The sequence below is a fragment of the Variovorax sp. 278MFTsu5.1 genome, assembly GCF_048305045.1.
In the GTDB taxonomy this organism is placed as follows: domain Bacteria; phylum Pseudomonadota; class Gammaproteobacteria; order Burkholderiales; family Burkholderiaceae_C; genus Variovorax; species Variovorax guangxiensis.
In genome coordinates, this window is sequence record NZ_CP157622.1 from 23,414 (window position 1) to 44,735 (window position 21,322).

The 21,322-nt window shown below is 72.2% G+C and carries 3 protein-coding genes; all 3 read left to right on the top strand.

Annotated features, from left to right (window positions below):
- Nucleotides 1-114 precede the first annotated feature (114 nt).
- From ABL844_RS00105 to ABL844_RS00115, 3 genes are read left to right on the top strand one after another with little or no spacing between them, the layout of a single operon-like run.
- Nucleotides 115-1,527 (top strand): MFS transporter, encoded by a 1,413-nt coding sequence (locus tag ABL844_RS00105; protein WP_418130126.1) that lies wholly within the window; start codon nucleotides 115-117, stop codon nucleotides 1,525-1,527.
- Complete coding sequence (locus tag ABL844_RS00110) at nucleotides 1,524-17,732, top strand: amino acid adenylation domain-containing protein (RefSeq protein ID WP_418130127.1); 16,209 nt, start codon at nucleotides 1,524-1,526, stop codon at nucleotides 17,730-17,732. The genes ABL844_RS00105 and ABL844_RS00110 overlap by 4 nt, the downstream gene beginning before the upstream one ends.
- A complete protein-coding gene (locus tag ABL844_RS00115; protein ID WP_418130128.1) occupies nucleotides 17,729-21,241 on the top strand; it encodes an amino acid adenylation domain-containing protein in 3,513 nt (1,170 codons plus the stop codon). The genes ABL844_RS00110 and ABL844_RS00115 overlap by 4 nt, the downstream gene beginning before the upstream one ends.
- Nucleotides 21,242-21,322 lie beyond the last annotated feature (81 nt).

The window sequence follows — 21,322 nt, forward strand, 5'->3', positions numbered from 1 at the left end:
GCGGAATAATCGTGCAACGCCCGCGGCCCGGCCGCGCAAATATTCATCCCGCCACCCGAAGTACCTGCGCTTTTTTATTAATTGACAGAGCGCGGACCCTGGAGAGCGCACGTTATGCAGGAAGTGACCGTGGAAGCCGCTGCGACTCCAACCCGTGACAACCCGGCCAGGCCGCCGCCCCTGCAACAACAGGAGCAGCAACAGGCCCGGGGCACCCGCTCCACTTTCGCCCTGCTGTGGCTCAGCGAGACCGCCTTCGACCTCGGCACCACGCTGGTCAGCTTCGCGGTGGGAGTCTGGATCTTCTCGCGCACCGGCTCCGCGCAGGACTACTCCTTCTCGGTGCTCGCCGCCGCGCTCGCGGCGATGCTGGCCACGCCTTTCGCCGGCGTGCTGGCCGACCGGCACGACCGGCGCCGGGTGGTGCTGTGCTGCGACCTCGCCGCCATCGCCGGCACCTTCGCGATCGTGCTGGCGCTGACCTCGGGCCGGCTCGGCATCGGCGCGCTCTACGCCTATGCCGCGGTCGCGGCCGCCGTCGGCGCGCTGCGGCGGCCGTCCATCCGGGTGGCCGTCAGCCGTTTCGTGCCCAAGGACCGCTTCGCCCAGGTCGGCGGGCTGACCGGCATCTCCCGCGCGCTGGTGCAGGTCGGCGCGCCCGCCACGGCCGGTTTCCTGATGGCGCACGCGGGCGGCCTGCAGGGCGTGATGGCGACGCAGCTGTGCCTGCTGCTGGCCGCCGCCGCGCTGGTGTTCGCCGCGCTGACCCGCGCCGGCGCGGACGTACGCAGTGGCGATGTGCCCGCGCAAGGCGGCGCGCTTTGGCGCGGCGCGGGCGCCAGCCTTTCCGGCGCGCTCGCCTACCTGCGCGAGCAGCCGCTGATGCGCGCGCTGCTCGGCTACGGCGCGCTGGTGCAGTGCCTCATGGTGCTGGCCACGGCCATGGTGACGCCGATGGTGCTGTCCACGCACTCCAGCGGCGTGCTGGGCCTGGTGATGTCCGTCGGCATCGTCGGCGGCCTGCTCGGCTCGATCCTGGTCGCCACCGCGCGGCTGCGGCACAGGCTGATGCGATGGGTGCTGGCCTGCGACGCGCTGCAGTGCGCGGCGGTGCTGGCCGCCGGCTGCGCGACCACGCCGGCGCTGTGGTGCGCCGCGGCCTTCGTCTGCCTGTTCTGCGGCAGCACCTCGGTCGCGTGCTCGCATGCGCTGTGGATGCGCAAGGCGCCCATCGGCCGGCAGGGCAGCGTCTTCGCGCTGATCGCCGCGTCCAACATGCTCGTGATGTGCGCCGTGCTGCTGGCCGGCGGCTGGCTCGCCGACGCGGTGCTCGAGCCCGCGCTACGCCCCGGCGGCGCGCTCGACGGCACGCCGGTGGGCAGCCTCTTCGGCACGGGGCCGGGCCGCGGCATCGGCTTCCTGTTCTTCGCGAGCGGCGCGGCCGGCCTCGCGCTGACCGTTTTCGCGCTCTTCCATCCGCGCCTGCGCCGGCTGGAAACGCTGGTCCCGGACGGCGGCCAATCGTGAGCGGCCCGCACGTGCACCCCCTGAGTTCGCCCCAGCAGGCCGTCTGGCTCGAGCAGTCGCTGGCGCCCGATGTGCCCTGCCACAACATCGGCGTGACGGCCAGCCTCGACGGGCCCACCGACGTCGACCGGCTGGAAGCGGCGATCCGCGCCGTCGTCTCGCGCCACCAGGCGCTGCGCACCGTGCTCGAGCGCGGCGGCAACAACGGCGGCAACAACGGCGGCAACAGCGGCGACAACAACGGCGAAGCCATGCAGCGCTTCGCCGCGCCCGACGACGATGCCGCCGGCGCGCCGCTGCAGCGCTTCGATTTCACCGGCGAAGCCGACCCTGAGGCGAGCGCATGGGCACACCTGCGCGCCGCCTTCCTCGCCCCCTTCGCGCTCTACGGCCAGCGGCTGTGGCGCATGCAGTGGCTGCAGGTCGCGCCCCGGCGCGGCTACTGGCTGGTGTGCTTCCACCATCTCGTCGCGGACGGGTGGTCGGTCTCGCTGATCGGCAATGCCGTCGCCGATGCCTACAACCGGCTCGGGCGCGGCGAGGCAGCGCTCGGGGAAGAAGAAAAAGACGAAGGCGGCGACTATGCCGGCTTCATCCGCCTCGATGCCGAGTACCGGGCCTCCCCGCGCTACGCCCGCGACCGCGCCTTCTGGCTGCAGCGCCACGCACGCCTGGCCGCGCCGCTGTTCGAGGACGCCCCCGCGCGGCGCAGCCAGGCGGCCCGCCGCAAGGTGGAGCAGGCCGTCTGGCACCTGGACCGCGCCGACCACGACCGCCTGACCGAAGTGGCCGCCGCGCAGGGCGCGTCGAGCACGCACTTCCTCGCCGCGCTGCTGGCGGTGTACTTCGCGCGCCTTCATCAGGAACGCGAAGCTGGCGACGAAGTCGTGATCGGCATGCCGGTGCACAACCGCACCAGCGCCGCGCACAGGCGCATGCCCGGCATGTTCTCGGGCGCGATCCCGGTCGGCATCGCGGTCGATCCGCGGCAGAGCTTCGCGCAGACCCTGCGCGGCGTCGCGGCCGAACTGAAGCGGTGCTACCGCCACCAGCGCTATCCCCTGGCCGAGCTGCACCGCGAGCTGCTGGCCGGCACGGGCGAGCGCCGCGGCCTGTTCGACATCTCCCTGTCGATCGAAAGCTTCCAGGGCGACCTGAGGCTCGAAGGCATCCGCAGCACGGTGTTCCCGCTGCACAACGGCCACGAGCGCCAGCCGCTCGCGGTCTACGTGCGCGACTACGAACCCGGGCGCCCGGTGCACGTCGAGTTCAACCACGACGCGGCGCTGTTCTCCGCGCCGCAGATGGCCATGCACCTGCGGCGACTGCAGGCGCTGATGCGCGCCGCAACCGATGCGCCGCATACACCCGTGCGCGACCTGCCGCTGATGGACGAAGCCGAGCGCGACCTGGTCGTGCACGGCTTCAACCGGCCGCTGCTCGACACCGGCGCCCCTTCGCTGATCCACGCGCTGTTCGAGCAGCAGGCCGCGCGCGACCCGGACGCCATCGCCGTGCAGTTCGAAGACCAGCGGCTGAGCTACGGCGAACTCGACCGGCGCGCCAACCAGCTGGCCCACCACCTGCGCGGGCTGGGCGTGGGCCCCGACGCCCTCGTCGCGATCTGCCTGGAGCGCGGGCCCGGCATGGCGATCGCGATCCTCGCCACGCTCAAGGCCGGTGGCGCCTACGTCCCGCTGGACCCGGTGCAGCCCGACGAACGACTGGCCCACATGCTGCGCGACAGCACGCCGGTGGCGCTGGTCGGCGACCGCGCCTCGCTCGATCGCCTGCCCTCGCTGCCCGCGCTGCCCTCGTGCCAACGGCTGCGCCTCGACCAGCCATGGGAAGAAGCACCGTGGTGCGACGCACCCATCGGCAATCCGCAAATCGAGGGCCTCGCGCCCTCGCACCTGGCCTACGTGATCTACACCTCCGGCTCCACCGGCCTGCCCAAGGGCGTGATGGTCGAGCACGCGCAGGTCGGCCGACTCTTCGCCGCGACGCGCGGCTGGTTCGGCTTCGGCCGCGACGACGTGTGGACGCTCTTCCACTCCTTCGCCTTCGACTTCTCGGTGTGGGAGCTGTGGGGCGCGCTGCTCCACGGCGGCCGGCTGGTGATCGTGCCGCACGCGGTCAGCCGCGCGCCGGCGGAGTTCCACCGCCTGGTGTGCGAGCAGGGCGTGACCGTGCTCAACCAGACGCCGAGCGCATTCCGCCAGTTCGCCGCCGCATGCCGGTCTGCCCCGAAGGAGCTGCCGGCGCATGCGCTTCGCCACGTGATCCTCGGCGGCGAGGCTCTGGAAACGGCCACGCTCGCACCCTGGTACGCGCTGGCGCACAACCGGCGCGCGCAGCTGGTCAACATGTACGGCATCACCGAGACCACCGTGCACGTCAGCTGCCGGGTGCTCGGCCCCGACGATGCCCATCGCGCCGGCGCGAGCCCGATCGGCACGCGCATTCCCGACCTGAGCCTGTACGTGCTCGATGCGCAGGGCCGGCCGCTGCCGGTGGGCTGCGCGGGCGAGATCTGCGTCGGCGGCGCCGGCGTGGCCCGCGGCTATCTGCGCCGGCCCGAGCTGGACGCGCAGCGCTTCGTGCCCGATCCGTTCGGCGGCGTGCCGGGCGCGCGCATGTACCGCAGCGGCGACATGGGCCGCCTGCTCGCCGACGGCAGCCTGGAGTACCTCGGACGCAACGACCAGCAGCTCAAGATCCGCGGCTTCCGCATCGAGCCCGGCGAAATCGAGGCCCGGCTGTTGCGGCTCGACGGCGTGGCCGACGCGGTGGCGATCGCGCGGGAGGACCAGCCGGGCGATACGCGCCTCGTCGCGTACCTCGTGTTCGCCGACGCAGATGCCGAGGCCAGGGCGGCCTTCGATCCCGCCGCCGCGCGCATCGCCTTGGGCAAGCACCTGCCCGACTACATGATCCCGGCCGCGTACGTGCCGCTGGACGCCCTGCCGCTGACCCCCAACGGCAAGCTCGACCGCAAGGCGCTGCCCCCGCCGGAGCCTCGCGCATGGCACGGGCAGCGCGAGCATGAGCCGCCGCAGGGTGCCACCGAGCAGGCAATGGCAAAGCTGTGGTCCGAGGTGCTCGGCATCGAGCGGGTGGGGCGCGGCGACAACTTCTTCGAGCTCGGCGGGCATTCCATCCTCGCGGTGCGGCTGGTCGAGCGCATGCAGCGTGAAGGGATGGAGGCCGATATCCGCCAGCTCTTCACCGAGCCGACACTGGGCGCGCTCGCAGCCCGCGTGGCGGCGCAGGACAAGGCCGCGGCACCTGCAACGGTGCCGCCGAACGCGATCCCCGCGCAATGCGGGCGCATCACGCCGCGGATGCTTCCGCTCGCGAGCCTGACGCAGGCGCAGATCGACCTGATCGCCGCCGCCGTGCCGGGCGGCATGCGCAACATCCAGGACATCTACCCGCTCGCGCCGCTGCAGGAAGGCATCCTGTTCCACCACCTGCTGCAGGGCGAAAGCAGGGGCGGGGGCGACGCCTATGTGCTGCCGGCACTGCTGCGCTTCGACGATCGCGCGCGGCTCGACCGGTTCGTGGCCGCGCTGCGGCAGGTCGTCGCCCGCCACGACATCCTGCGCACCGCCGTGCAGTGGGAAGGGCTGGACACGCCCGTGCAGGTCGTCTGGCGCAGCGCCGGCCTTGCGCTGCGGGAGCACCGCTTCGACCCGGCCGATGGCGACGTACAGGCGCAACTGCAGGCCCGTGCCGATGCGCGCACGGTGCGCCTGGACCTGCGCCGCGCGCCGATGCTGCAGGCCCATGCGGCCTTCGACCCCGTTTCGCAATGCTGGCTGCTGCAGCTGCTGCATCACCACCTGACGCTGGACCACACCACCACCGAGCTGATCCTGCACGAGGTGGTGGCGCTGCTGCAGGGGCGCGGAGACAGCCTGCCCGCGCCCGTACCGTTCCGGGATTTCGTGGCCCGCTCGCGCCAGGGCACGAGCGAGGCGGAGCACGAAGCCTTCTTCGGCGTGATGCTCGGCGACGTGGACGAGCCGACGGCGCCATTCGGCCTGCTCGACGTGCAGGGCGATGGCTCGCAGGTCGAGCAGGCGAGGGCGACGCTGCCCCCGGCCTTGTCGCTGCGGCTGCGCGCCCTCGCCATGCGCCACGGCGTGAGCACGGCCAGCATCTTCCATCTGGCCTGGGCGCGTGTGCTGGCTTCATGCAGCGGGCGTGACGACGTGGTGTTCGGCACGGTGCTGTTCGGCCGCATGCAGGGCGGCCCGGGCATCGAGCGTGCCATGGGCATGTTCATCAACACGCTGCCGGTGCGCATTGCGCTGGGCGGGCGCGGAACGCTGCAGGGGCTGCGCGAGACCCATGCGGCGTTGAGCGAGCTGCTGCGCCACGAGCATGCATCGCTCACGCTGGCGCAACGCTGCAGCGGCCTTGGGCCGGGCGTGCCGGTCTTCCCGGCGCTGCTCAACTACCGGCACAGCCGAAGCGAGAGTTTCTCCGCGGAGGGCGGGATCGCGATCGCCGATGGCATGCACTACCTCGGCGGACGCGACCTCACCAACTATCCGTTCAGCCTGTACGTCGACGACCTGGGAGAAGGTTTCGTGCTCAGCGCCGAGATTCACGACTCGGTGCCCGCGCGGCGCGTGTGCGGGTTCGTGGTGCGGGCATTGCAGGCTGTTGCCGAGGCGCTGGAAGAGGAGCCCGGCCGAGCGCTGATGGCGCTCGAAGTCTTGCCGGCGGAAGAGCTTCAGCGCGTGTTGCACGGCTTCAACGATACGCATGGTGCGTACGGCACGGCGTCGCTGGCGCACCAGGCCTTCGAGCAGCAGGCGGCGCGGCACCCGGAACGCATCGCGCTCGAACTCGATGGCGCCCAGCTGAGCTATCGCGCGCTCAACGAGCAGGCCAACCGGCTTGCACGGCATCTTCATGGACTCGGAGTCGGGCCGGACACCCGTGTCGCGATCCGTGCCGGGCGCAATTTCGCGATGGTGGTCGCGATCCTGGCCGCGCTCAAGGCCGGCGGTGCCTGCGTGCCGCTGGATCCGGCATATCCACGCGAGCGCCTGGGCCGCATGCTGCGCGACAGCGGGGCGGCGGTCGTCCTGGGGCAGATGGAAGGGCTCACGCCCGACGTGGCGTCGGTGCCGCTCGATGAAGCGGCCTGGGCCGGAGCATCTGCCGACAACCTTCACGTCGAAGGCCTCGCGCCATCGCACCTGGCTTACGTGATCTACACCTCCGGCTCCACCGGCGAGCCCAAGGGCGTGGCGATGCCGCATCGCGGGCTCGTCAATCTGCTCGCATGGCAGCGGGAGCAATTGCCCGAACCCGCGCGCACACTGCAGTTCGCGGCGCTCGGCTTCGATGTCGCCTTCCAGGAGATCTTCTCGACGCTGGCCAGCGGCGGCACACTGGTGCTGCTGCGCGAGGGCTTGCGCCAGGACCTGCCGGCCTTGGCCGAATGGCTCGCCGAAGAATCGGTCGAACGGCTGTTCCTGCCTTGCATCGCGCTGCAGAACCTGTGCGAGCTGTGGTCGCAGCGCAGTGCACTGCTGCCGATGCTGCGGGACGTGATCACGGCAGGCGAGCAATTGCGCATCACGCCCGCGATCCGGCTCATGTTCGGCAAGCATCCGCAGGCCCGGCTGCACAACCACTACGGCCCGACCGAGACGCACGTGGTCAGCACGCACACGCTGGGCGGCGCGCCCGGGCAATGGGAAGACCTGCCGCCCATCGGGAAGCCCGTCGGCAACAGCCGCATCTACGTGCTGGATGCGCAGCGCAATCCGGCTCCCGAGGGAGTCGTGGGCGAGCTGTATCTGGGCGGCGAACAGGTCGCCCGGGGATATCTCTCGCAGCCCGATCTCACCGAAGCACGCTTCCTGCCCGATCCGTTCGGCGGCCCTGGCGCACGCATGTACCGAAGCGGCGACCTCGGCCGCTGGCGCGCCGACGGCAGCATCGAGTACCTGGGGCGCAACGACCATCAGGTGAAGCTGCGCGGCTACCGCGTCGAATTGGGCGAGATCGAAGCACAACTCGCCCGCATCGAAGGCGTACGCGAAGCTGCAGTGATCGCCCGCGAAGACCAGCCGGGCGACAAGCGATTGGTCGCCTACCTCGTCTGCGCCGGTGCCCTCGATCCATCCGCACTGCGCGCCGCCTTGCGCGAACGCCTGCCGGACTACATGGTCCCCTCGGCCTTCGTCGCACTCGACGCGCTGCCGCTGACCCCCAACGGCAAGCTCGACCGCAAGGCACTGCCCGCACCCGGGGCCCATGGCCACAACACCTCCGCGCCACCCCAGGGCGAAGTCGAACAGGCCCTCGCCGGCATCTGGTCCCAGCTCCTCGGCATCCGCCAGATCGGCCGCGACGACGACTTCTTCGAGCTCGGCGGCCATTCCCTGCTCGCCATCCGGTTGCTCGAACAGCTGCGCCGGCGCGGCTGGTCCACCGACATCCGGTCGCTCTTCATGCACCCGAGGCTGCATGCATTCGCCTCCACGATCCGGCGCGACGAAGAGACTGCATCGGTGCCGCCCAACCTGATCCCGCCGGGCTGCGAAGCCATCGAGCCCGCGATGCTGACGCTCGCCAGGCTCGACGCCGCCGATATCGCGCGAATCGTGCAGGGCACGCCGGGCGGCGCGGCCAACATCCAGGACATCTATCCGCTCGCGCCGCTGCAGCAGGGCATCCTGTTCCACCACCTGCTGCAGCGCGAAGGCAAGGGCGAGGGCGACGCCTACGTGCTGCCGACGCTGCTCGAGTTCGACAGCAGGCCGCGCATGGACAGCTTCGCCGCGGCGCTCTCCCAGGTGATCGGGCGCCACGACATCCTGCGCACCGCGATCCACTGGGAGGGCCTGGCCGAGCCCGTGCAGGTGGTGTGGCGAAACGCCGGATTCGCGCCCGCGACATTGACGCTGGCACCGGGCGAGAGCCCCGCGCAGCAGCGCCTGCGCGAGCATCCGCGCGTGCGGGGCCTACGCATCGACGTGCGGCGCGCGCCCATGCTGCAGGGCTTCGCGGCCCGTGACGACGCGAGCGGGCGCTGGCTGCTGCAGCTGTCCTATCACCACCTCGTGATGGACCACACCGCGCTGGAGCTGCTGGTGGAGGAGATCGCGGCCATCGAGCGCGGCGACGCGGGCAGCCTGCCCGCGCCGGTGCCGTTCCGGGACTTCGTGGCCCGCTCGCGCCAGGGCACGAGCGAGGCGGAGCACGCGGCCTTCTTCGGCGCGATGCTCGGCGACGTGGACGAGCCGACGGCTGCGTTCGGCCTGCTCGATGTGCAGGGCGATGGCTCGCGCATCGGGCAGGCGAAGTCGATGCTGCCTGCGGCGTTGTCGTCGCAGCTGCGCGCCCTCGCCATGCGGCATGGCGTGAGCACGGCGAGCCTTTTCCATCTGGCCTGGGCCCGCGTACTGGCCTCGTGCAGCGGACGCGAGGACGTGGTGTTCGGCACGGTGCTGTTCGGCCGCATGCAGGGCGGCCCGGGCATCGAACGCGCGATGGGCATGTTCATCAACACGCTGCCGGTGCGCATCGCGCTGGGCGGGCGCGGAACGCTGCAGGGGCTGCATGAGGCCCACGCGGCGTTGAGCGCGCTGCTGCGCCACGAGCACGCCTCGCTGGTGCAAGCGCAGCGCTGCAGCGCGATGCCCACGCATGTGCCCCTGTTCTCTGCGCTGCTCAACTACAGGCACGGCCAGTTCGCGCGCGCCGAGGTGCTCGATGGCGTGCGCCTGCTCGACGTGCGCGACCGCACCAACTACCCCTTCGGCCTGCATGTGGACGACGACGGCAGCGGCTTCGGGCTGACGGTGCAGGTCGATGCCTCGGTGGGCGCGGAACGCGTTGCCGGGTTCGTGCAGCAGGCGCTGCAATCTGTTTCGCGGGCTCTGGAAGAAGAACCGGGGCGGCCGCTGATGGCGCTCGATGTGCTGCCTGAGCAGGAGCGTTGGCGTGTGCTCCATGGTTTCAACGACACGCATCGCGCGCACGACCCGACAGCCCTGGTCCACGAAGCCTTCGAACGGCAGGTGGCGGTGCACCCCGAGCGCATCGCGCTCGAACTCGATGGCGCGCAGCTGAGCTATCGCGCGCTCGGTGAGCAGGCCAACCGGCTTGCCCGGCATCTGCGCGGCCTCGGCGTCGGGCCCGATACCCGCGTCGCCATCTGCGCCGGGCGCGGCTTCGCGATGGTGGTGGCGATCCTGGCCACGCTCAAGGCCGGCGGCGCGTGCGTGCCGCTGGACCCTGCGTATCCGCGGGAGCGGTTGGTCCGCATGCTGCGCGACAGCGCGGCGACTGTCGTGCTGGGCCAGCAAGCCCTGATCGAACGGCTTGCGCCGGACGTGGCAACGGTCCCGCTCGATGAAGCAGGCGCGGCCTGGGCCGAAGCCTGCGCCGACGACCTGCAAGTCGAAGGGCTCGCCGCATCGCACCTGGCCTATGTGATCTACACCTCCGGCTCCACGGGCGAACCCAAGGGCGTGGCGATGCCGCATCGCGGGCTGGCCAACCTGCTGGAGTGGCAACGGGAGCAGCTGCCCGAGCCCGCGCGCACCCTGCAGTTCGCGGCGCCCGGCTTCGATGTCGCCTTCCAGGAGATCTTCTCGACACTGGCCTGTGGCGGCACGCTGGTGCTGCTGCGCGAAGGGCTGCGTCAGGATCTTCCGGCGTTGGCCGAGTGGTTGGCGCGGGAGTCCGTCGAGCGCCTGTTCCTGCCCTACATCGCGCTGCAGAACCTCTGCGAACTGTGGTCGCGGCGCGTCGAGCCATTGCCGATGCTGCGCGATGTGATCACTGCCGGCGAGCAGTTGCGCATCACGCCGGCGATCCGCCGGATGTTCGCGCGGCATCCGCAGGCAAGGCTGCACAACCACTACGGCCCGACCGAGACCCACGTGGTCAGCACGCACACGCTGAGCGGCCTCCCCGAAAAGTGGAAAGACCTGCCGCCGATCGGAAAGCCCGTCGGCAACAGCCGCATCCATGTGCTCGACGCGCAACGCAATCCGGTGCCGGTGGGTGTCGCCGGCGAGCTGTACCTGGCCGGCGCCCAGGTCGCCCGCGGCTACCTGTCGCAGCCCGAACTGAGCGCGGACCGATTCGTGCCCGACCCGTTCAGCCGCGGCGGCGCGCGCATGTACCGAAGCGGCGACCTCGGCCGCTGGCGCGCCGACGGCAGCATCGAGTACCTGGGGCGCAACGACCATCAGGTGAAGCTGCGCGGCTACCGCGTCGAGCCCGGTGAGATCGAAGCGCAGCTGGCGAGGCTCGACGGCGTCAGGGAAGCAGCGGTGATCGCGCGAGAAGACCAGCCGGGCGAAAAACGGCTGGTCGCGTATCTCGTCCTCACCGAGGCCGCAGATCCGGACGCATTGCGCACCGCCTTGCGCGACCGCCTGCCGGACTACATGGTCCCCTCGGCCTTCGTCGCACTCGACGCGTTGCCGCTGACCCCCAACGGCAAGCTCGACCGCAAGGCGCTGCCCGCCCCCGAAGCCCGCGACCGGCGCACCGACGAGCCGCCGCGAGGCGAAGTCGAACAAGCCCTCGCCGGCATCTGGTCCCAGCTGCTGGACATCCGGCGGATCGGCCGCAACGACGACTTCTTCGAGCTCGGTGGCCATTCCCTGCTGGCCATCAGGCTCATCTCGCAGATCCGCGAGCGCCTCGGCGCGGAACTTCCGCTTGCCACGCTCTTCGCCCGCCCATGCCTTGCCGCGCTCGCCGAGGCCATCTCCGAGGCAGGTCCGGGCGCACCGGACGCGATCACGCCCGCCGACCGCAGCCGGCCGCTGCCCCTGTCCCCGGCACAGCAGCGCCTGTGGTTCATCTCCGGTGTCGATGCCAAGGCCAGCGTCGCGTATCACATCACCGGCGCCCTGCGCCTGCGCGGCGCGCTCGACGGCACAGCCCTGCGTGCCGCGCTGGACCACGTCGTCGCCCGGCACGAGGCCCTGCGCACGCGCTTCGTCGAAGCGGATGGGCAGCCATGGCAGCACATCGACCCGCCGCGCGGCTTCGAGCTGCGCGAGCAAGGCGTCAGCGCCGCGGACGCCGCGGACCCCGCGCACATCGAGGCGCTGTGCCGCGAAGCCGCCGCCGAGCCCTTCGACCTCGCGGCCGGCCCGCCGATCCGTGGCCGACTGCTGCGCGTCGCGGCGCAGGACCACGTGCTCGTGGTCTCGATGCACCACATCGTCTCCGACGGCTGGTCGCTGGGCGTGCTGATGCGCGAGTTCGCCGCCGCCTACAGCGCGCTGTGCGAGGGGCGCGAGCCTCGCCTGCCGGCGCTGGCCGTCCAGTATGCCGACCATGCCGCGTGGCTGCACCGCCACCTGCAGGGCCCCGCCGCACAGGCCCGGCTGCGGGAGTGGGCCGGGCATCTGCAAGGCGCACCGGCGCTGGTCGAGCTGCCGCACGACCGCCCGAGGCCCGCGCTGCAGGACTATCACGGCGCGAGCATCGAGGTCGGCGTCGATGCCGAAACCACGCGGGCCCTGCGAGCGCTCGCCCGGCGGCACGGCGCGACGCTGTACATGGTCGTGCTGGCGGCCTGGGCCGCGGTGGTGGCGCGCTACGGCGGCCAGCGGCAGGTGGTGATCGGCAGTTCGCATGCCGGCCGCGGCCGCGCCGAGGTCGAGCCGCTGATCGGCTGCTTCATCAACACGCAGGCGATGAAGATCGCGCTGGACGACGACCCAAGCGTGGCCGGCCTGCTCGCGCAGGTGCGCGAGACCGCGCTGCAGGCGCAGGCCCGGCAGGACGTGCCCTTCGAGCGCCTGGTCGAGACGCTGAACCCGCCGCGTTCCATGGCCCACCACCCGGTGTTCCAGCTGATGCTGGCCTGGCACAACACGCCGCCGATCGCGCTGGAGCTCGCGGGCCTCGCCGTCGAGCGGGTCGAGAGCCTGCCGGGCAGCGCGCAGTTCGACATGGCGCTGGACCTGCAGGAAGCCCAGGAAGAGGGCGGCCGCATCGTCGGCAAGCTCAACTACGCCACGGCGCTTTTCGACGAGGCCACGGTCCGCCGCCACTGGCAGGCGCTGGTGGCGACGCTGCGCGGCATGGCGCAGAGCGACGAAGGCCTGCCGGTCGAGCGCATCGCGCTGCTCGACGACACGGAACGCGACCGTCTGCTGCACGTCTTCGCCCAGGGCGCATCCGCAGTTCCCGCGCACCCGTTCGCGCACGCGGCGTTCGAACGGCAGGCCGCGCTGCGGCCACAGGCGGTCGCGCTGGAGCACGATGGCGAACGCCTCGGCTATGCCGAGCTCGACCAGCGGGCCAACCGGCTCGCACACCACCTGCGCGGCCTGGGCGCCGGGGCCGGCGAGCGGGTCGCGCTGTGCCTCGAACGCGGGTTCGATCTCGTCGTCGCTGTGCTGGGCACGCTCAAGGCCGGGGCCGCGTATGTGCCGCTCGATCCCTCCCACCCCGACCAGCGGCTGGCCTGGCAACTGGAAGATTGCGCGCCGGCCGTGCTGCTGACGCATTCCGCGCTGAGCCCGCGCCTGCATCCGCCGCCGCGCTGCACGACGATCGCGCTCGACAGGCACGAGCCGCTGGCGAACGAGCCCGCGCACACGCCCGATGCAGGCGGCCTGCCCGGCGACGGCTCGCACCTGGCCTACGTGATCTACACCTCCGGCTCCACCGGCACGCCCAAGGGCGTGATGGTCGAGCACCGGCAGCTCTCCCACCAGGTCGCGGCGCTGCAGGCGCTCTACGGCTTCGGTGCGCAGGACAGGGTGCTGCAGTTCTCCGGCCTGAGCTTCGACGTGGCGGGAGAGGAGATCTTCGGCGCGCTCAGCCATGGCGCGACGCTGGTGCTGCGCACCGACGAATGGCTCGCCGAGCCCGCGCGCTGGTGTGCGCTGTGCGGCGAGCACCGGCTCAGCGTGGCCAATCTGCCGACGCTGTTCTGGCAGCGACTCGCGCTGTCGCCCGAAGCGATGTTTCCGCCGTCGCTGCGCCAGATCGTGATCGGCGGCGACACGGTCGGCGCGGCCGCGCTCGACGCATGGTGGCGGCGCGGGGGGCATCGCCCGGCGCTGGCCAATGCCTACGGGCCGACGGAAACCACCATCAACGCCACCGTCGCGCGCTGCCGTGCCGGAGATTCGTCGCTGGACATCGGCCGGCCGGTCGCCAATGCGCGCGTCTATCTGCTCGACGCGCATCGCGAGCCGGTGCCGGTCGGCGCCATCGGCGAAATCTGGATCGGCGGCGCGGGCGTGGCGCGCGGCTACCTGCATCGCCCCGAGCTGACGGCGCAGCGCTTCGCGGCCGATCCGTTCGTGACCGCTCCCGCCGATGCATCGCGGCCGCGCATGTACCGCAGCGGCGACCTCGGCCGCTGGCGCGCCGACGGTTCCATCGAATTCCTGGGCCGCGACGACCGGCAGCTGAAGATCCGCGGCTTCCGCATCGAGCCGGGCGAGATCGAAGCCGAGCTGATGCGCCTGGGCGGCATCCGCGAAGCGGCGGTGATCGCCAGCGAAGGGCAGGACGAAGACAGGCGCCTGCTGGCCTACGTGGTGGCCGCCGACCCGACCAGCCCGCCGCCCGAACCGGCGCAACTGCGCGCACGCCTGGCCGTGCGCCTGCCCGAGCACATGCTGCCGGCCGCCTTCGTGCCGCTCGATGCATTGCCGCTCAACGCCAACGGCAAGCTCGACCGCGCCGCGCTGCCCGCGCCGGACGACGAAGCCCATGCGCGGCGCGGCTACCGGGCGCCCGAGGGCGAGCACGAACGGGCGCTGGCACAGACATGGGAATCGCTGCTCGGCGTCGAGCGCGTCGGCCGCGACGACGGCTTCTTCGAGCTGGGCGGCCATTCGCTGCTGGCCGTGCGCATGATCTCGCAGCTGCGCCAGCGCTTCGGCGTCGAGCTGGCGCTGACGACGGTGTTCGCGCGGCCCCGGCTGGCGCAGCTCGCGCAGGAGATAGCGCGCGAGGCGCCCGGCGCGGCAGACCCGATCGTCGCGGCGGATCGGGCAGCGCTGGATCGCGGCACGTGGCCGCTGTCGCACTCTCAGCAGCGCCTTTGGTACGTGACGCGCATCGACGCACAGGCCGGCGCGGCCTACCACCTGCCCGCCGCCCTGCGCCTGCGCGGTGCGCTCGACCGCGTCGCGCTGCAGCGCGCGCTCGAGCGGATCGTCGCGCGGCACGAGTCGCTGCGCGCGCGCTTCGTCATGGTCGACGGCCAGCCGCGCCAGCGCATCGAGGCGGCGCAGGGCGTCGCGCTGGAGCTGCAGGAAATCGACGGCCTCTTCAGCGGACCCGACGAGCTCGGCCGCAGCACCCTGCGCGCGCTGTGCCAGGCCGAGGCCGCCGCGCCCTTCGACCTGGAGCGCGAGCCGCCGCTGCGCGTGCGCCTGCTGCGCCTCGCGGCCGACGAGCATGTGCTGCTGCTCACGATGCACCACATCGTGTGCGACGGCTGGTCGCTGGCGGTGCTGGCGCACGAGTTCTCTGCGCTGTACGCGGCCTTCGGCCGCGGCGAGCCCGACCCGCTGCCGGCGCTGCCGGTGCAGTACGGCGACTACGTCGCGTGGCAGCGGCGGCGCCTGCAGGGCGAGGGCGCGCAGGCGCGGCTGGGCTACTGGGTGGAGCGGCTGCGCGACGCGCCGCCGCTGATCGGCCTGGCCACCGACAGGCCTCGCCCGCCGCAGCAGGACTATCGCGGCGCCAGCATCGAAGTCGGCATCGACGAGGCGTTGACGCGCGAGCTCGGCGCGCTGGCGCGGCGCCATGGCGTCACCGTCTACATGGTGGTGCTCGGGGCATGGGCGGCGGTGCTCGCGCGCCTGAGCGGCCAGACGCGCGTGGTGCTCGGCAGCGCCGTCGCCGGGCGCGACCGGGCCGAGCTCGAGCCGCTGATCGGCTTCTTCGTCAACGCGCAGGCTCTGCGCTTCGACATCGGCGAGGGCCTGGACGCCGAAGGCCTCCTGAAGCAGGCGCGGCAGGTGGCGCTCGAAGCGCAGCAGCACCGCGACGTGCCTTTCGAGCAGGTGGTGGAAGCGCTGAACCCGCCGCGCTCCAGCGCCTTCAACCCGGTCTACCAGGTCCGGCTGGCATGGCAGAACACGCCGCCGGCCCGGCTGGAGCTGGAAGGACTTGCCTTCGACAACCTCGCCAGCCACGCGGGCAGCGCGCAGTTCGATCTCTCGCTGGACCTGGAGCCGGCCGGCGAGCGCATCGCGGGCCAGTTCAACTACGCCACCGCCCTCTACGACGAGGCCACGGTGCGGCGCCACTGGCACGCACTGGTGGCAATGCTGCGCGGCATGGCGGCCGATGCCGCCGCGCCGGTGGACCGCATCGCGCTGATGGCGCCACGCGAGCGCGAGCTGGTGCTGCGCGGCTTCAACGACGGCGGCGAGGCCGGCGGGGGCAATGGCCTGCTGCACCGCCTTTTCGAGGCGCAGGCCGCAAGACGGCCGGGGACGCTGGCACTGGCCTGCGAGGGCGAATCGCTGGACTACGCGGGGCTCAACGCCCGCGCCAACCGCATCGCGCATCACCTGCGCGGCCTGGGCCTGCGCCCCGACGACCGCGTCGCGCTGTGCCTGGAACGCAGCGTGGACCTCGGCGTGGCGCTCATGGCCACGCTCAAGGCCGGCGGCGCCTGCGTGCCGCTGGACCCGGTGCACCCCGACGACCGCCTCGCCCACATGCTGGGCGACAGCGCCCCGGTGGCGGTGCTGACGCAGGCCCGCCTGCTGGAGCGCCTCGCGGTGCCCGAAGGATGCGTGGTGCTGGTGCTGGACGGCGATTCGCCGCCACCATGGGCCGGTGCGCCCTCGCACGACCCCGACCCCGAAGCCGTGGGGCTGACCCCCGCGCACCTGGCCTACGTGATCTACACCTCGGGCTCGACCGGCGTGCCCAAGGGCGTGATGGTCGAACACCGCAACGTGCTGAACTTCCTGCGCGGAATGGAGCGGCGCATCCATGGCCCGGCGCCGGACTGCAGCCGCGTGGCCTGGAACTCCTCCTTCGGCTTCGACATGGCGGTGAAGGCATGGGGCCAGCTCGCCTTCGGCCGCAGCGTGTTCCTGCTGCCGGAGCGCACACGCCTCGATGCGCAAGCGCTGCTCGACTTCCTGGAGCGCCATGCCATCGAGGCGATGGAGTGCACGCCCTCGCATCTGCGCATGCTGCGCGCGGCCGGCTTTCCGCAGCGGCGCGGCACCTCGCTTCGAAAGCTGCTGCTGGGCGGCGAGGCGCTCGACGCCGACACCTGGCAGGGCATCGCGGAGAACGGCACGGAACTCCGGTTCCACAACATGTACGGCCCGACCGAATGCAGCGTGGACGCCACCTGCGGCCCCGTCGCGGGCGCGGTGCCGAACATCGGCCGGCCGATGCCGGGCGCGCGTATCTACCTGCTCGACGCGCATGGCGAGCCGGTGCCCATCGGCGTTGCCGGCGAGATCCACATCGGCGGCGCCGGCGTCGCGCGGGGCTACCTGGGGCAGCCTGCGCTCACCGCCGGGCGCTTCCTGCCCGATCCCTTCGCGGCCGAAGCCGGCGCGCGCATGTACAGGACCGGCGACCTCGGCCGCTGGCGCGCCGACGGCAGCATCGAGTACCTGGGCCGCAACGACCATCAGGTGAAGATCCGCGGCTACCGCATCGAGCTGGGCGAGATCGAGACCAGGCTCGCGCAGCTGGAAGGCGTGCGCGAGGCCATCGTGGTGGCCGATGGCAGCCAGCCCGGCGAGCCCCGCCTGGTCGCCTACCTGCTCGCGCAGCAGGGCGCGGCGCCGGAGCCTTCCACGCTGCGCGCGCAGCTCGGCGCGCAGCTGCCCGACTACATGCTGCCCGCCGCGTGCGTGGTGCTCGCGGCCTGGCCGCTCAACGCCAACGGCAAGCTCGACCGCATGGCGCTGCCGCCACCCGGCGACAGCGGCCTCGCCCGCCGCACCTACGCCGCGCCGCGGACCGACATCGAGGCCCGGCTGGCCGCCCTCTGGGGCGAACTGCTCGGCGTGGCGCAGGTCGGCCGTCACGACAACTTCTTCGAGCTCGGCGGGCATTCGGCGCTCGCGATACAGCTGATCCACGCCATGGGCGAGCAGCAGCTGCAGGTCGACGTGCAGATGGTGTTCAACGCGGCGACGCTGGCCGAGCTCGCGGCGGCCACCGTGCAGCTGGAGGAGATCGTCCTGTGAGCAACTTCGACGCGACGCCCTTGCAGCTGCTCGAGGCGCTGGCCTCGCGCGGCCTCGCGCTGCGGCTGGACGGCGAGCGGCTCGCGCTGCAGGGCGATGCGCGGCTGCTGGCCGACCCGGCGCTCGTGCGGGCACTGCGCGAGCGCAAGGCCGAGCTGATCGCGCTGCTGCGCGAGGGCCAGGGTGCCGATGCGCTGCCGGCGCTGGAGCAGGACGCCATCGACCGCCTCGCGGCGAAGGTGCCCGGCGGCCGGCGCAACGTGCAGGACATCTATCCGCTCGCGCCGCTGCAGGAGGGCATCCTGTTCCATCACCGCCTTCATCGCGAGAGCGAGGATGGAGGCGACGCCTACGTGATGCCGACCCTGCTGCGCTTCGACAGCCGCGAACGGCTGGAGGGTTTCGTGCAGGCGCTGCGCGAGGTGATCGCACGCCACGACATCCTGCGCACCAGCGTGCACTGGCAGGAGCTGGAGCAGCCGGTGCAGGTTGTGCAGCACGAGGCGGACCTGGAGATCGCGATGCTGGCCGCCGCGCCCGCAGAAGAAGCACTGCAGCGGCTGCGCGCGCTGGCCGACCCACGCAGCTGCCGCCTCGACGTGCGCCGCGCGCCGATGCTGCGCGGCCATGCCATCGGGGAAGAGGGCAGCGGGCGCTGGCTGCTGCAGCTGCTGCACCACCACCTGATCCTCGACCACACGGCCTCGCAGCTGCTGGTGCACGAGGTCATGCTGATCCTGCAGGGCCGGCGCGATGAATTGCCAGCGCCGGTGCCGTTCCGGCGCTTCGTGGCGCAGGCGCGCCGCGGCGGGTCGGAAGCGGGGCATGAGGCCTATTTCCGCCGCGTGCTAGGCGACGTGGAGCAGGCCACCGTGCCCTTCGGGCTGGACGAGGTGCGCGGCGACGGCAGCGGCGTGCTGCAGTCGCGCGGCGAACTGGAGCCCGGGCTCGCGCGGCGCCTGCGCGAACAGGCGCGGCTGCACGGGGTGGGCGCGGCCAGCGTGTTCCACCTGGCCTGGGCGCTGGTGCTGGCGCGCTGCTGCGGCGCAAGCCGCGACGTGGTCTTCGGCACGGTGCTCTTCGGCCGGCTGCAGGCGGGCGCCGAGGCGACGCGCGCGATGGGCATGTTCCTCAACACGCTGCCGCTGCGCGTGCGCATCGACGACGGCGCCGAAACGGCGCTGCGCCGCGTGCACGCCGATCTCGCGCAGCTGATGCGCCACGAGCACGCCTCGCTGAGCCTGGCGCGGCGCTGCAGCGGGCTGCCGGCCGAGGCGCCGCTCTTCACCAGCCTGCTCAACTACCGCCACAGCCATCGCGAAGGTAGCGCGGGTGCCGCGAGCATGGCGGGCATCGAATCGCTGGGCGGGCACGACCGCACCAACTATGCCTTCGTGCTGCACGTGGACGACCATGGCGACGGCTTCGGCATCACCGCCGAGATCGACCGCCGCATCGATGCTCGGCGCATCCGCGGCTTCGTCGAGCAGGCCCTGCGTTCGCTCGCAGATGCGCTGGAGGCCGAGCCCGGTCGGCCGCTTCACCGCATCGAGGTGCTGCCGGAAAGCGAGCGCCTGCGGGTGCTGAGCGGCTTCAATGCCACCGCCGCCGACTATCCGCGCGGCCTGCTCCTGCACCAGCTCTTCGAGCGCCAGGCCGCGCAACGCCCCCACGCGACCGCCGTGGTGTTCGAAGGCCGCAGTCTCAGCTATGCCGGCCTCGACGCGCACGCGAACCGGCTGGCGCGGCGGTTGCGCGCGCTCGGCGTGGCGCCCGACGCGCGCGTGGGCATCTTCATGCAGCGCAGCGAGATGCTGGTGGTGGCGCTGCTCGCGGTGCTGAAGGCCGGCGGCGCGTACCTGCCGCTCGACCCCTCGCATCCGCCGCAGCGGCTGCGGGAAATGATCGACGAGGCCGGCCCGGTGGCGGTGCTGGCCGACGCCGGGCTCGCGGCGGACCTGCCGACGATGGTGCCTACGCTCGCGCTGGATCGCTGCGCCCTCACGGATGCGCCCACCGAACCGGACGAACGCGGCCCCGAAGTCCGCGAAAGCCACCTGGCCTATGTGATCTACACCTCCGGCTCCACCGGCCGCCCCAAGGGCGTGATGAACGAGCACCGGGGCATCGTCAACCGCCTGCACTGGATGCAGCAGGCCTACGCGCTGACACCCGACGACGTGGTGCTGCAGAAGACGCCGCTGGGCTTCGACGTGTCGGTGTGGGAGTTCTTCTGGCCGCTGATGGCGGGCGCGCGGCTGGTGCTGGCGCGCCCCGACGGGCACAAGGACCCCGCCTATCTGTGCGAACTGATCCGCGAGAGCGGGGTGACGACGCTGCACTTCGTGCCTTCGATGCTGCGGCTTTTCCTGGCGCGGCTCGACGGCGATGCCGATGGCGCAGCCGCCTGCGCCGGCCTGCGGCGCGTGGTCTGCAGCGGCGAGGCGCTTTCCGCCGGCCTTGCGCGCCGCTGCCGCGAGCGCCTGCCGCATGCGCGCCTGCACAACCTGTACGGGCCGACCGAAGCGGCGGTGGACGTGAGCGCCTGGACCTGCGGCGATGGCGATGGCGACGGCGACGGCGTGCCCATCGGCAGGCCGGTCGCCAACACCCGGCTCTATCTGCTCGACGGCGCGCTGCGCCCGGTGCCGACCGGCGTCGCGGGCGAGCTCTACATCGGCGGCGTGCAGGTGGCGCGCGGCTACCTGGGCCAGCCGGAGCTGACGGCGCAGCGCTTCATCGCCGACCCCTTCGGCGGGAACGGCCGGCTCTACCGCACCGGCGACCTCGGCCGCTGGCGCGCCGACGGCGCCATCGAGTACCTGGGCCGCACCGACTTCCAGGTCAAGTTGCGCGGGCAGCGCATCGAGCCGGGCGAGATCGAGGCGCGGCTGCGCGCCGTCGATGGCATCGCCGATGCCGTGGTGCTGGCGCGCGAGGACCGTTCCGGCACACCGGCGCTGGTGGCCTACGTGGTGCCGGGCTCGTCCGGCGACGCGCCGGAGCCCGCCCGGTTGCGCGGCCGGCTCGCCGAGCACCTGCCCGAACACATGCTGCCCGCCGCCTACGTGCGCCTCGCCGCGCTGCCGCTGGGCGCCAACGGCAAGCTGGACCGCAAGGCGTTGCCCGCGCCCGGCGACGAGGCCTTCGGCCGCCGCGCCTTCGAGCCGCCGCAGGGCGAGGTCGAGGAAGCGCTGGCGTCGATCTGGGCGCGGCTGCTCGGGGTGGAGCGCATCGGCCGCCACGACAGCTTCTTCGCGCTCGGCGGGCATTCGCTGCTGGCGGTGCAGATGCTGGAGCAGTTGCGCGGACGCGGCTGGGGTATCGACGTGCGCGCGGTCTTCGACCGGCCGGGGCTGGCCGCGATGGCTGCGGCCGTGCGCACCGCGCCGGGCGCGCACGAGGTGCAGGTACCGCACAACGCCATTCCGGCGCATTTCGCCCACCACGAGCCCGAAGCGGAAGCCGGGTGTGACACCGAATCGGAAACCGAGGAGTTCAGACTGTGAATCTGGAAGCAGCGAACACGCAATCCATGGACGCGCCGGCGCTGATCGGCCTGCTCGAGCAGCGCCGGGTCCTGGCGCGCA